This window comes from Micromonospora sp. PRAS1 (assembly GCF_059553435.1).
In genome coordinates, this window is the sequence record NZ_JCANNB010000016.1 from 161,151 (window position 1) to 174,728 (window position 13,578).

Here is a 13,578-nt window from a genome sequence, read left to right on the forward strand (position 1 = left end):
GGCCGGTGGCGGCTTTCCTGCTCCGGCGGCAGTTCTGCCGGCGCAGCGCGAAGTGGGGGATCAGGGTGCGACTGCTCGTCGGCCTGCACCATCTGGAACTCGGTGGCAGTCAGCTCAACGCCCTGGATCTCGCGGTCAGCGTCCGGGACCAGGGCCACCAGGTGGCGATCTTCGGCAACTACCAGGACGAGCCCGGTCCGGTGGCGGAGATCGCCCGGCAGGCGGGCCTGCCGGTGATCGCCGTCCGGCACCCGGCCGAACGCCTGAGCCGCGCGATGCCGATGCGGCCGGGGCTGTCCCGGGCGCTGAGTCGGGCCGTCCGTGACTTCCGGGCCGACCTGGTCCACGCGTACGAGTACTCGGTCGCGCTCGACGCCTTCTACGGCCCACACCTGCGGTTCGGCACACCGATGGTGACCACCGTGTACGGCATGCAGGTTCCACGCTGGATTCCCCGCTACGGCAGTCTCATCGTCGGCACCGCGCAGCTGGTGGCGGAGGCCGCGGCCTTCCGTCCGCCACCGGCTCTGATCGAGCCACCGGTCAAGACCGATTCCGACGACCCGGCGGTGGTCGATGGTCAGCCGTTCCGGCAACAGCACGGCATCCGACCGGGAGACATCGTGCTCGGTGTGGTCACCCGCCTCGAACCGGACATGAAGGCCGAGGGGGTGCTGCGGGCCATCCGTGCCCTGCGGCTGCTCGACGACGACCGGCTCCGTCTCGTGGTGACCGGCGGCGGCCCCTCGCTGCCCGACGTGGCGGCCGAAGCGGATCGCGTGAACAGCGCGCTCGGCCGCCCCGCGGTGGTGCTCACCGGCCCGCTGGACGACCCACGTCCCGCGTACGCGGCTGCGGACATCGCGCTGGGCATGGGCGGGTCGGCACTGCGGGCGATGGCCTTCGGCCGCCCTCTCGTGGTGCTCGGTATCCAGGGCTTCTCCCGTACCTGCGCCCCGGAGACGATCGACTACTTCCTGCGCTGGGGCTTCTACGGCATCGGCGAGGGTGACCTTGATCCGGCGCCGCTCGCGGCGCAGATCGCCGAACTGGCCGGTGACCCGATGCTGCGCGTGGAGCGTGGGTGCTGGGGGCGGCGACTCATCCTGGACCGGTTCAGCCTCAAGGTGGCCACCCAGACCCTCCAGGAGGTCTACACCGAGGCGCTGCGGCACCGGCCCGCCCCGGCTGCCCGGCTGCGGGAAGGGCTGCGGGTGGCCGGGCACAGGGCCACGGCCGATCTGCTGCCGGCCGCCGCACGCCAACGGATCCGACAGGTGCTCGGGTGAGCGTCGAGGAACGACCCTCCCCATCAGCCGAGCAACCCGCTCTCCTCACCAGGGCGTCCCGGGCCCTGGGCTGGAGCATGGCGAGCACCATCATCAGCCGGCTGAGCACCCTCGGGATCGGCATCGCGCTGGCCCGCATCCTCGGCCCGGACGCCTTCGGCACGTACGCCGTGGCGATGGTGGCGCTGCTCGCGGTGCTGAGCTTCAGCGAACTGGGGGTGAGCCTGGCCATCGTCCGATGGCCGGGCCCGCCCGCCGAGATCGCGCCGACCGTGGCGACCATCTCGGTGCTGTCCAGCCTCCTGGTCTACGTCGGTTGTTTCCTGGGCGCACCGGCCTTCGCGGCGGCCATGGGTGATCCGGCGGCGACCCCGGTGCTGCGGGTGATCACCGTGGCGGTCATCGTGTCGGGCCTGGTGGCCACACCGGTGGCGATGCTGCAACGCGAGTTCCGTCAGGGCCGCAAGATGATCGCCGACCAGGTGGCGACCTGGGTCAGCGCGCTTACCTCCATCGGTTGCGCGCTCGGCGGGCTCGGCGCGATGAGCCTGGCGATCGGGCACGTCGCGGGCGTGCTCGCCGGTGCCGTGCTCTTCATCGCGTTCGCCCCGCAGGGCGTCCGCTTCGGATTCGACCGGACCAAGGCCACCGCGCTGCTGCGCTTCGGTGTGCCGTTGGCGGGCTCCAGCATCGTGGTCTTCGCCGTCGGCAACATCGACAAGGTGATCGTCGGCGCCGTGCTGGGACCGGTACCCCTCGGCGTCTACGTCCTGGCGGTCAACCTGTCGAACTGGCCGCTGTCGATCTTCTCGCAACCGGTCCGCGCGGTGGCACCCGCCGCGTTGGCCCGGCTCCAGCACGATCCTGCGGCGATGCGGAGCACCTTCCTCTCCACGGCCGGGCTGCTCGCCTCGGTGACCATGCCCGTGTGTGTGCTGCTGGCCGCCGCCGCCGACCCGCTGATCCGGTTCGTCTACGGCACGCCCTGGCAGTCGGCCGCCGAGGTGCTTCCATGGCTCGGGCTGCTGGCCATCCTGCGGATCCTCTTCGAACTCGTCTACGACTACTTCGTGGTGCTGGCCAACACCCGGGCGGTCTTCACCATCCAACTGATCTGGCTGGCCGCGCTGGTGCCGGCCGTCTACTCAGGTGCGTGGTTCGGTGGCGCGCCGGGCGCCGCCGCCGCGCAGTTCGCGGTGGCCCTGCTCGTCGTCCTTCCGATCTACCTGTACGAACTGACTCGGGTGGGCGTGCCGGTGGGCGCCTTCGTGGCGCGCCTGCTACTGCCGGTTGCCGGCACCGTGGCGGTGGCGTTGGCCGCCTGGGCGGCGACCCGGACCGTCCCGGTCGACGTGCTGGCCCTGATGCTGGCGGGTGCGGCCAGCCTCGTCGCGATGGGCGCGCTGGTCTACCGGCTGCGCACCGCGCTGCGTGCGCTGCGTACCGTCGAGGGGGTGGACTGAGGTCGGGCCGGCCCCGTCCACGGAGGACCGTCACCCGGGCGAGCGCGGCTCAGTCGGCGGCCCGATGCTCACCGGCCACGAATCGGGCGGCGAGCGCGGCCCGGCGCAGCGGCAACGGGGTTCCCGACTTCGCGGAGATCATGACCGCGATGTCGTCCGGCGCGATCCGGTCGAGCAACTCGGCCAGGCCGCCTTCGTCGAGCGGCACCTCCGCGGAGTAGCCCAGGCAGAGCATGTCGTCGGTGGCGTACGAGGTGGCGGGTGCACCAAGCACCTCGTCCACGAAGACCCCGTAGAGGATCTCCTCGGAGAAGTGCAGTTGCGCGCCGATGGCGGTGGCCCATGGCTGGCCGCTCACCGACTCCACCCGCCGCAGCAACTCCCGGACGATCTGCGGATCCCACGGCGCCGGCCAGCAGACGTAGTCGGTGAAGGGCGGGGACGCCGGCGGTAGGCCGAGCAGCTTCCGGGCGACCTGGTGCCAGAGCACGTGGCGCGGCAGCCGATCGTCGATCTCGCCCGGCTTGCGGTAGAAGCGGGTGACCCCGTCGCGCAGGAACCGGTCGACCCCGAACGGGCGGACGAACTCGATGTCCGAGTCGACAAGCAGCACCACGTCGGCGTCCGAGCCCGCCGCTGCGGCGAGCTTGACGATCTGCTGGACGATCCAACCCCGCAGCGGCGGGACCGGCCGGCGCAGGTTCACCCAGCCGTTAACCCCGGGCAACTGCCGGAAGGTGCGGGGCAGAAACTCGGCGACGTCGTGCACCTCGGCGCCGGCCAGCTGACCGAACCGGGCCAGGTCCCGCCGGGGCACGATGATCTGCTGGGTCACCGGCCCGACGCGCTGGGCCTGGATCGAACGGTGCAGGTCCGCACAGAGTTCGAAGTCGGGTGCGTAGCTCGGGGTGATGACGGCGAGTCGCGGCATGCCAGGTCCTCAGGGTCGGTGGGCCGGGGCGTGGCACCGGCAGTTCCGCCGTGGCCCCGATGGTCGGATGACGCTCACCGGACGACCGCCGGTGACCAGGCGTCCGGAATCAGCAGTGCGGGGGCACCCCGCCCGTCGGCCGGCACCGACCAGACATCGCTGGAGGCCGTACCGGGTCGGCCCCGGGGCAGCCCGTAGACGACGGTCCGGTCGTCCAGCCACTCCACCTGGTCGTCGACGCTGCGGGTCTCGGCGAGCCGGGTCCGCGTGCCGCTGGCCAGGTCGTATACCGCCAGCCGCCAGCGGCCCGCCGGCAGGTCGCCGCGCTCCTTGAAGGCGATTCTGGTGCCGTCCGGCGACAGCGACGGGCATTCGACGTCCCGCCGCAGGGCGGTGACCCGACGCGCGGCGAGGCTTCCCTCGACCAGCCAGGTCCGGCCGCCGGAGGCGGCGGTGGCGTAGAACCGGTCGCCGTCGGCGAAGGTGACCCCCCACAGGTTCCGGTCCACGGCGGTGACCACCTTGCCGTCGACGACGAGGTCGAACCGCTCGATGTCCCCGACGACCTCGCCGTCGGAGCGGGTGACCACGGTCCGGGTGGAGAACTGTCCGGGGTTGGCGTAGGAGTCGCCGTGCACGAAGGTCGTGGTGGCGATCAGCGCGCCGTCGCGGGACAGCCGGGCCCGGCTCGGCAGGCCGACGACCGGCAGGTCGCGCCGGGGCGTCCAGTCCGGGCCGAGCAGGTGGGCCCGGGACGTGGTGACAAGTCCCCGCTCCGCCGCGACGCAGACCGCCGCGTCCCGGGTCGCGTACACCCGGTCGCAGGACACCGGGGTGACCGCCCGCGCCGTCGCCGGCTCCGCCAGCGGGACCATCGCCACCCGTCCGTAGTCGGCGCCAAGCGCGGTGTTGCGGAAGACCACGTGCGGCCCGGCACGCACCGCCGCCAGGTCGGCGTGGGCCGCTGCGGCGTTCGTCGCCGCACCGGCCGCCGGCTGCTGCTGGCGGATCCGCCAGACGTAGCCGGCGGCGCCGACGACTGTCGTCAGCAGGACCACCGTCAACACCACCAGCCTGGTACGCGGGCTCAGTCCACTCATGCCGGTGCTCCCTGGGGGCGGGCGTCGGCGGCCGGCGCCGATGCGGGACGGTCGACGCCACGCAGCAGCCACCCGGCGACCGGCATCGCGACGGCCAGCAGGGCGGCGAAGAACAGCAACGCGAGCTGCGGCCCGTGCAGCGTCCATGCGAGCCCGAACAGCACGGACGCGGCGAAGCGGGCCAGCACCACAGTGGTCTGGGCGGCGGCGATGCCGCTGCCGCGCGCCTCGGCCGCCACCAGGCGACTCACCAGCGCCGCGAGCACACCGTCGGTGGCGGCGTAGAAGGTGCCGAGCAACAGCAGGACGGCCAGGGTGAGCCCGATGTTTCCGCTGGGCAGTGCCGCGAGCAGGTAACCGCCGAGCAGCGCCAGGTGCCCGGCGACCAGGACCCGGCCACGGCCGACCCGGTCGGCCAGCCGGCCCACGGGCACTGCCAGCACCAGGTAGGCGACGTTCGTGCCGACATAGAGCAGCGGGAAGTAGCGGGCGGCCAGCTCGTCGCGGCTGTGCAGGGCCAGGTAGAGGAAGCCGTCGCCGATGGTCAGCACGCCGAGCAGCGCGGCGGCGAGCAGCGGTCGGCGCAGCCTGCCGCCGGTCACCTCCCGGATCACCTGTCGGGGGCCGGGCCGGTCGGCGCGGGCCGAGGTGGGCAGGTCCGGGACGTAGAGCACCAGCACCGCGAGGCCGGCGACCGCGAAGGCGAAGGCGACCACGAAGATGGAGTCGTAGCTGCCGGGCACGAGCAGGAGCAGGGCGAAGGCGACGAGCGGTCCGAGTGCGGCCCCGGCGGTGTCCAGCGCCCGATGGACGCCGAACGCCCGCCCGAGCGCCTCGGGCGGCGACGCGGTGGCGATCAGGGCGTCCCGGGGCGCGGTACGCAGCCCCTTGCCGAGCCGGTCGGCCGTCACCACCGCCGTGATGGCCGCGAAACTCGCGGCGGGCAGCATCGCCAACCGGCTCAGCGCGGATGCGCCGTAACCGGCCACAGCGACCCACTTGGGGTGCCGGCCACGGTCACCGAGGTAGCCGCCAGCGATCCGCACCAGCGCGCTGACGCCCTGGTAGAGGCCGTCGAGGACGCCGTAGGCGATGGGGGCGAGGCCGACCATGGCGGTCAGGTAGAGCGGCAGGACCGACGCCACCATCTCCGACGAGACGTCGGTGAGCAGGCTGACCAGGCCGAGCAGCACGACGGTCCCGGAGACGCGACGCAGCGGGTCACCGGCTCCCCGGTGACCCGTACCGCCCGGGCGGTCCCGCAGCGTCACGTACACGGCAACTCCAACTCCAGGCCCGCTTCCTCCACCCACCGCCCGTCGTCGCCGCCGAGGGTCCGCCGGCACCGGTCGCCGTCGACTCCGGCGGCGGATCTCAGTCGGCGAGCGCGCTCCGCAGCGCGGCGACGACCTGCTCCTGCTGGTCCGCGGTGAGCTGCGGATAGATCGGCAGGGAGAGCAGTTCCGGCGCGATCCGCTCCGCGTGCGGGAAGGCACCCGCGGCGAAACCGAGGTCGGCGAAGGCGGGCGTCCGGTGCACCGGCACGGGGTAGTGGATCGCCGCGCCGACGCCGGCCGCGTGCAGCCGGTCCAGCACCCGGTCGCGGCGGGCCGGTGTGCCGTCACCGGGGAGCCGGAGGCAATAGACGTGCCAGACGTGTTCGTTGCCGGGCAGCACGCTCGGGCGGAGCACCTCGACCGACTCCAACAGCGCGTGGTAGCGGGCCGCGGCTGCCCGCCGCAGTGCGTTCCAGCTGGCCAGGCGGGCCAGCTTGGCCCGCAGCACCACGGCCTGTAGGCCGTCCAGCCGGCTGTTCACGCCGACCACGTCGTGCACGTACCGGCGTAGCCCGCCGTGGCTGCCGAGCCGGCGGACCGCCGTGGCGAGGTCGGCGTCGGCGCTCACCACCGCGCCGGCGTCGCCGTACGCACCGAGGTTCTTGCCGGGGTAGAAGCTCGTCGCGGCGATGCCGTCGGCGCCCGCGGCCCGCCCGTGCCGGGTCGCGCCCTGACACTGCGCCGCATCCTCGACCACGGCGATGTCCCGCCCGACCAGCCCGGCCCGCAGCCGCTCGACCGGGGCGAGCTGACCGTAGAGGTGCACCGGGACGATCGCCCGGGTGGCCGGCGTGATCGCCGCGAGCGCCGCGTCGACGTCGATCAGGTACGACTGCGGGTCGCAGTCGACAAGCACCGGCCGGGCACCGGTCCGGGCGACCGCCTCGGCGGTGGCGATGAAGGTGTTCGCCGGCAGGATCACCTCGGCGCCCGGCCCGACACCGGTGGCGCGTAGCGCCAACTCGAGCGCATCGGTGCCGTTGGCCACCCCGACGCAGTACGGTACGCCGGTGAACGCGGCGTACTCCCGTTCGAAGGCGGCGACCTCGGTCCCGCCGATGAAGGCGGCGTCGGCGATCACCCGCTTGAAGCCCGCCTCCACCTCCTCCGCGATCTCGGTGTGCGCGGCGGCGAGATCGACGAGCGGAATTCCTGGCATGATCAGCTCCCCACGGCCTCTGGCATGGTCCTTCGTTCGGATCCGGTCGGCTGTGCCGGCGGCTCGATGCCCCGCAGCCGGCGGGCCGGGTTGCCGGCCCAGACCTCGCCGGGCGGCACGTCGCGTAACACCACCGCACCCATTCCGACAAGCGAGCCCTCGCCGATCGTCACGCCCTCACGGATCAGCGCACCGGCGCCCAGGTACGCACCCGGACGCAGCACGACGCCGCCGCCGAGGCGGGCACCGGAGGCGATGGTGACGTGGTCGGACACCGTGTCGTCGTGGGTGAGCACGGCGTGCGGCATGACCGCGACGTGCGCGCCGACGGTCACCTCCGCGGTGAGCACCACGCCGGCGAGCAGCACCGCGCCGGGGCCGACCGAACAGGCCGTACCGAGGTGCGCGCCGGGATGGACGATCGTGGCGTACCGGTCGGCCGGCAGGGCGAGCCGGTGCACCACCCGCCGCCGGACCGTGTGGTCGCGGGGGTTACCGACGCAGACGACGACCGCCGGTTCGCCCAGTTCCGCCAGCCGATCGGTCCCGCCGAGGACGGGCAGGCCGACCCGCTCGGTGCCGTGCAGAGCCGGGTCGTCATCGAGAAAGCCGAGCAGCTGCCACCTCGGCCGCAGGTCGTTGACGGCGCGTACGGCGGCCGCGGTCTCCCGCGCGAACCCGCCGGCACCGACGATGACCAGGCTGCGCATCAGGTGGCCAGCTTGCGGAGCACGGCGACGACGTGATCCTGATCGGCTTCGGTGAGCGCGTGGTGCAGCGGCAGGATCAGCGAGTTCCGGGTCAGCCGTTCGGTCGCCGGCAGCGACCCGGCAACGACGTCCGCGTACGCCGGCTCCAGGTGGGCGGCCATGATGCCGCGCCGTGCCGAGACACCGACGGCGGCCAACTCGGCGAGCACCTCGTCGCGGCCCACCCCGTACTCCCGGTCGATGAGCACCCAGAACGACTGGTAGTTGGTCTCGCCGTGGGCGGGGTCGCGGACCGGCAGCAGGCCGCCGATCGGCGCGAGCAGTTCGTGGTACCGCGCGGCAAGTGCCCGCCGGTGCCGCACCAGCTCCGGCAGCCGGCCCAGTTGGACCAGCCCGATCGCGGCCTGGATGTCGGTCATCCGGTAGTTGAAGGCGGTCTCCAGGTACGACTCCAGCACCGGCGTGGCGCTGGCGTGCCGGTCGGCCGCCGAGACGTTCATCCCGTGTTCCCGCAACCGGCGCAGCCGGGCGGCGTACTCCGGATCGTCGGTGGTGACCATCCCGCCCTCACCCGTGGTGAGCAGCTTGCGGGGATGGAACGACCAGGCCGAGATCATGGCACCGGAACCGACCGGCCGTCCGTACGCGGTCGAGCCCGCCGCACAGGCGGCGTCCTCGACCAACGGCAGCCGCCACCGGTCGGCGGCCTGGCGCAGCGCGGCGACGTCGAACGGCACGCCGGCCTGGTGCACGGCGATGACCGCCCGGGTCCGGGGCGTACGCACGGCGTCCACCGTCGCCACCGTCAGGTTGCCGGTGGCGGAGTCGACATCGGCGAAGACCGGGGTCGCGCCGACGTAGCGCACCGCGTTGGCGGTGGCGATGAAGGAGAACGAGGGCACGATGACCTCGTCGCCCGGGCCGACCTCCAGCACCACTAGGGCCAGGTGCAGCGCGGCGGTGCAGGAGCTGACGGCCACCCCGTGACCGGCGCCGACGAAGGCCGCGAACTCCCGCTCGAAGCGGGCCACCCGGGGCCCCTGGGCGACCCAGCCCGAGCGGACCGCTTCGGCGGCCGCCTCCGCCTCCTCCTCGCCGAGCCGGGGCAGCATCACCGGGATCCGATGGCCGTTCATCGCGCCGTCTCCGCTGCCCGATCGGCCCGGCCCTGCCGGCTGAGCCCGCTCACCGTTCGGCCCGCCACCAGTCGACCAACCCCTGGAGCCCCTCGTGCAGGTCGATCTCGGCGCGGAAGCCCAGGTCGCGTGCGGCGGCGGTCACGTCGGCCAGTCGGCGCGGTACGCCGTTGACCGCGCGGGCGGGCCCGAACTCGGGGGCCAGGTCGCACTTCATGACGTCGCTGAGTGCCTGCGCCAGCTCCCGCAGGCTGGTTTCGGTGCCGCTGGCGATGTTGAACACGTCGTCGGTCACGTCCGCCCGGGCGGCCAGGATGTTGGCCCGGGCGATGTCGGCGACGTGGACGAAGTCCATCGTCTGCTGGCCGTCACCGAGGATCAGCGGCGGCCGGCCGGCCTCGATCCGCTCCATCCACCGGATCAGCACCTCGGTGTAGAGCCCGTGGATGTCCATCCGTGGGCCGTACACGTTGAAGTAGCGCAACGCGACGTAGTCCAGCCCGGACATGCTGTGGAAACTGCGCGCCATGGCCTCGTTGAAGGCCTTCGCCGCGCCGTAGAACGTGTCGTTGTGGTACGGATGGTGCCGCTCGGTGGTCGGGAACTCGTCGGCGAGTCCGTACACCGAGGCCGAGGAGGAGAGCACCAGCTTGCGTACGCCGGCCGCGCTCGCCGCCTCCAGCACGTTGAAGGTGCCGTCGACAAGCACCTCGTTGGCCAGCCGGGGCTCCTCGGCGCACTGGGTGATGCGGATGGCGGCGAGGTGGAAGACCAGATCCTTGCCCCGGGTCAGCTCGTGCACCAGCGCGGCGTCCCGGATGTCGCCCTCGACGAGCCGTACGCTGTCGTGCGGCAGGGCCCGGGCGAGGTTCTCCCGCCGGCCACGGACGAGGTTGTCCAGCACGACGATCTCGGCCGCGCCCCCGGCGACCAGTTCGTCCACGACGTGCGAGCCGATCGTGCCCGCCCCACCGGTTACCAGGGCGCGCGCCCCGGCGATCTCCACCGCGCTCATGACTTCGATCCGCTCCAATCGTTGATTTCGACAAGCTTCCCGTCGTCGGCGAGGCTGCGGGACGCCGCTTCCAGGGTGGCGAGGACGCGCAGACCGGACCGGCCGTCGGTGAGCGCCGGGCGGCCCGTGCGGATGGCGCGGGCGTACTCCTCGACCATGGTCCGCAGCGCCTCCCGCTCCGTCAGCGCTGGCGCGACCATGTCCCCGGAGCGGTACGACACCAGCATCTCCCGGCGCTGCTCGTCGCCGAGTTCCTCGGTCGAGGCCACGTCCACACCCCGGTCGAAGATGGCGAGCCGCTGACCGGGGTTGAGATCGTCCCAGACCAGGGTTCGCTTCGAGCCGCCGATGATCATTTTTCGTACCTTCACCGGCGACAGCCAATTCACGTGCAGGTGCGCGATCGCTCCGGTGTTCAGCCGCACGGTGAGATAAGCGAGGCAGGCCCGACCTGCCCCGATGCGATCAGCGCCGTGTGCGGCCACGGCGACCGGAAATACGCCGGGCGGTAGGACGAAATCGAGAATCGACAGGTCGTGCGGGGCGAGGTCCCACATCACGTCGATGTCGCGCTGCACCAGCCCCAGATTGATCCGTACGGAGTCCAGGTACTGCAATTCGCCCAGCTCGCCGTCGTGCAGCAGGTCGCGGATGCGCAACACGGCGGGGGTGTAGCAGTAGGTGTGGTCGCACATCAGCGCCAGTCCCCGGCGTTCCGCCTCGGCGACAAGCGTCCGTCCCTGCGCGGAACTGGCCGCCAGCGGCTTCTCCACCAGCACGTGCTTGCCGGCCCGCAGCGCCGCCAGCGCCACGTCGAGGTGGGTGGCGGCGGGGGTGGCGATGGCCACCGCCTGCACGGCCTCGTCGGCGAGCACTGCGGTCAGGTCGTCGGTGGCCCGGACCGTCGAATGATCACCGAGCACCCGTTCGGCGCGCTCGATGTCGAGGTCGCAGAGCCAATGTTGCCGAAATTCGACGGATGTTTGAAAATTGCGAACGAGGTTCGGTCCCCAGTATCCGGCGCCGATGACGGCGACGCCGATGGGCTCGCCGCTGGCGACTTGAATTGCGCTCACAGGCACCCGTTTCGCTGGCCGGACAGGATGCGTCGACCGGCGTTGCTCAGGCCGGTCCGTGCGGCAAGCTATCGATACCGTCATTCGACGCGCCAGTGCAGTGACGGAATTCCAACACTGCGCGCCTCAACCGATCATTCGGAATGCCCGCAATTGCGAATGAACCTCCGCCGGTCGGGGTCAGTCGGCTTCCGGGTACAGGTTCTGGAGGCGTACCTGCCCACGGGCGATCAACCGCGCCCCGCTGTCGGTGATCTCCACCTGCCAGAGTTGCTGGCTGCGTCCCCGGTGCACAGGTGTGCCGACCGCGGTCAACTCGCCCTTGCGGACCGGGCGCAGGAAGTCGGTCTGGTTGGCCACCCCGACCACCCGGCCGCGCTCGCCCAGCCAGAAACCCGCGCCCAGGCTGGCCGCCGTCTCCACCACCGAGCAGTAGACCCCACCGTGCTGGATGCCGTACGGCTGGTGCAGCTCCGGGCGGACCCGCCAGCGGATCGTCACCCGGTCGCCGCTGATCTCGTCCAGCTCCAGCCCGAGCAGGGCGAAGAACCCGCCCGACATCTCCGGCATCTCCACGGCGACCTCCCCGGATCTTGGCGTCGTCAGCCTAGTGTCGGTGCGCGTGCCCGAACCCGGTAGGCCGGCACCCGGTTGATGGGGGAGAATTCGTGATCGTGACCGACCGCAACCTCCCGCCGACCGGGCGGGGCTCCCTCACCGCTGACCTGCAATGGCGTGGCCTGATCCAGGATTCCACGGACGCCGAGGAGCTGTCCGCGCTGCTCGACACTCCCGGAGCCACCTTCTATGTGGGCTTCGACCCGACCGCGCCGAGCCTGCACGTCGGTCACCTCATGCAGGTCGCCACGGCCCGCCGCCTTCAGCTCGCCGGGCACCGCCCCCTGTTGCTGGTCGGTGGTGCGACGGGGCAGATAGGTGATCCGAAGGAGAGTGCGGAACGCACCCTCAACGCACCGGAGGTGGTCGCCGGCTGGGTCCAGCGCATCCGCGACCAGCTCGCGCCCTTCGTGTCGTACACCGGCGACAACGCCGCCCAGCTGGTCAACAACCTGGACTGGACCGGTGAGATGTCGGTGGTCGAGTTCCTCCGGGACGTGGGTAAGCACTTCCCGGTCAACCGGATGCTGGCCCGCGAGGTGGTCCGGGCCCGGCTGGAGAGCGGCATCAGCTTCACCGAGTTCAGCTACCAGCTCCTCCAGGCCAACGACTTCTTCGAGCTGCACCGGCGGTACGGCTGCCAACTCCAGTTCGGCGGCTCGGACCAGTGGGGCAACATCACCGCCGGCGTCGACTACGTCCGGCGGCGGGGGCTCGGCCCGGTGCAGGCGTTCACCACGCCACTGGTGACCAAGTCGGACGGCTCGAAGTTCGGCAAGACCGAGGGCGGCGCCATCTGGCTCGACCCCGAGATGACCAGCCCGTACGCCTTCTACCAGTTCTGGGTAAACGTCGACGACCGGGACGTCAGCCGGTACCTGCGCTACTTCAGCTTCCGCTCGCGGGAGGAACTGGAGGAATTGGAGAAGGAGACCGCGGAGCGGCCGGCCGCCCGGGCCGCCCAGCGCGCGCTCGCCGAGGAGCTGACCACGCTGGTGCACGGCGAGCGGGAGATGGCCCAGGTCGTCGCGGCCAGCCAGGCGCTCTTCGGCCGGGGCTCCCTGGCCGAGCTCTCCCCGGTGACGCTGCGCGCGGCGCTCACCGAGGCCGGCCTGGTGCATGTCGACGAGTTGCCGGACGTGGCCGGTCTGCTGAAGGAGTCCGGCCTGGTGCCGAGCATGAAGGAGGCCCGGCGGGTGATCACCGAGGGCGGCGCGTACGTCAACAACACCCGCGTCACCGAGGTCGACGCGGTGGTGTCGACGGCGGATCTGTTGCACGGTCGGTACCTGGTGCTGCGCCGGGGCAAGCGCTCGTTCGCCGGCGTTGAGCTGCGGAAATAGCGGCACATCGACGGTGTGACGGGCGACGCGTCCGGCGGATTTGACGATCGTCCCGCCGGACGCGTAACTTTTTCTCTGCCAGCGCGGAACGGACGAAGCAGGGCGAAAGCCCCGGAAGGCCGGAGCGCGGGAATGACCTCCGGGTCGGCGGGGTGACAATCCCCTACGACCTGGTACGGGCGGTGCCCCGGATCCGTCGCGAGGCGGATTTGGCGAGGCGGAACCGACCGGGTAAGGTTGGCCGCCGGTGGGGAGCCGGGCGCGCTCATGGGAGACCGTAAGCGGCCGGTCCGCCGGAAACCACGACGCGAACGACGCGAGTCGATCGTGGCGTGGTGCCCGGAAATGGTGTGAAGCATGGCAAAGCGCGACACAGCGGTTTGACACGGCGGAAACCACCG

At 71.9% G+C, this 13,578-nt stretch carries 12 protein-coding genes; 3 read left to right on the top strand and 9 right to left on the bottom strand.

The features are described from left to right. Positions 1–5: 5 nt before the first annotated feature. Together AC507J_RS17680 and AC507J_RS17685 are read left to right on the top strand one after the other, a co-directional pair. On the top strand, positions 6–1,289 hold the full coding sequence (locus tag AC507J_RS17680; RefSeq protein WP_496290245.1) for a glycosyltransferase family 4 protein: 1,284 nt from the start codon (positions 6–8) through the stop codon (positions 1,287–1,289). Further along, positions 1,286–2,752 carry a lipopolysaccharide biosynthesis protein gene (locus tag AC507J_RS17685; RefSeq protein WP_496290246.1) on the top strand — a complete coding sequence of 489 codons (1,467 nt, stop codon included), beginning with the start codon at positions 1,286–1,288 and terminating at the stop codon, positions 2,750–2,752. Before AC507J_RS17680 ends, AC507J_RS17685 begins: the two co-directional genes overlap by 4 nt. A gap of 49 nt (positions 2,753–2,801) precedes the next feature. Here AC507J_RS17685 and AC507J_RS17690 read toward each other — a convergent pair whose 3' ends face one another. The 9 genes from AC507J_RS17690 to AC507J_RS17730 all read right to left on the bottom strand — a co-directional run bounded on the left by AC507J_RS17690 (position 2,802) and on the right by AC507J_RS17730 (position 11,786). Then, entirely contained in the window at positions 2,802–3,683 is an 882-nt protein-coding gene (locus AC507J_RS17690) for a DUF6492 family protein (RefSeq protein ID WP_496290247.1), read from the bottom strand. Positions 3,684–3,757: 74 nt separating this feature from the next. After that, a complete protein-coding gene (locus AC507J_RS17695) occupies positions 3,758–4,783 on the bottom strand; it encodes a TolB family protein (RefSeq protein ID WP_496290248.1) in 1,026 nt (341 codons plus the stop codon). Continuing rightward, positions 4,780–6,060, bottom strand: coding sequence for an MFS transporter (locus tag AC507J_RS17700; protein WP_496290249.1), 1,281 nt, complete (start codon positions 6,058–6,060; stop codon positions 4,780–4,782). The genes AC507J_RS17695 and AC507J_RS17700 overlap by 4 nt, the downstream gene beginning before the upstream one ends. Positions 6,061–6,157: 97 nt before the next feature. Continuing rightward, positions 6,158–7,279, bottom strand: a complete 1,122-nt coding sequence (locus AC507J_RS17705; protein ID WP_496290250.1) for a DegT/DnrJ/EryC1/StrS family aminotransferase — start codon at positions 7,277–7,279, stop codon at positions 6,158–6,160. 2 nt (positions 7,280–7,281) lie between these two features. Next, positions 7,282–7,989, bottom strand: a complete 708-nt coding sequence (locus tag AC507J_RS17710) for an acetyltransferase (RefSeq protein ID WP_496290251.1) — start codon at positions 7,987–7,989, stop codon at positions 7,282–7,284. Further along, complete coding sequence (locus AC507J_RS17715) at positions 7,989–9,125, bottom strand: DegT/DnrJ/EryC1/StrS family aminotransferase (protein WP_496290252.1); 1,137 nt, start codon at positions 9,123–9,125, stop codon at positions 7,989–7,991. Before AC507J_RS17715 ends, AC507J_RS17710 begins: the two co-directional genes overlap by 1 nt. Positions 9,126–9,174: 49 nt before the next feature. Further along, on the bottom strand, positions 9,175–10,140 hold the full coding sequence (locus AC507J_RS17720; RefSeq protein WP_496290253.1) for an NAD-dependent epimerase/dehydratase family protein: 966 nt from the start codon (positions 10,138–10,140) through the stop codon (positions 9,175–9,177). Next, the gene (locus AC507J_RS17725) at positions 10,137–11,216 is read right to left on the bottom strand and encodes a Gfo/Idh/MocA family protein (RefSeq protein ID WP_496290254.1); all 1,080 of its coding nucleotides are present in this window, start codon (positions 11,214–11,216) and stop codon (positions 10,137–10,139) included. The genes AC507J_RS17720 and AC507J_RS17725 overlap by 4 nt, the downstream gene beginning before the upstream one ends. A gap of 180 nt (positions 11,217–11,396) precedes the next feature. Next, positions 11,397–11,786, bottom strand: a complete 390-nt coding sequence (locus AC507J_RS17730) for a PaaI family thioesterase (protein WP_496290264.1) — start codon at positions 11,784–11,786, stop codon at positions 11,397–11,399. Between the two features lie 104 nt (positions 11,787–11,890). Here AC507J_RS17730 and tyrS point away from each other — a divergent pair, with 104 nt between their 5' ends. After that, entirely contained in the window at positions 11,891–13,177 is a 1,287-nt protein-coding gene (gene tyrS / locus AC507J_RS17735; RefSeq protein ID WP_496290265.1) for a tyrosine--tRNA ligase, read from the top strand. Positions 13,178–13,578: the final 401 nt, after the last annotated feature.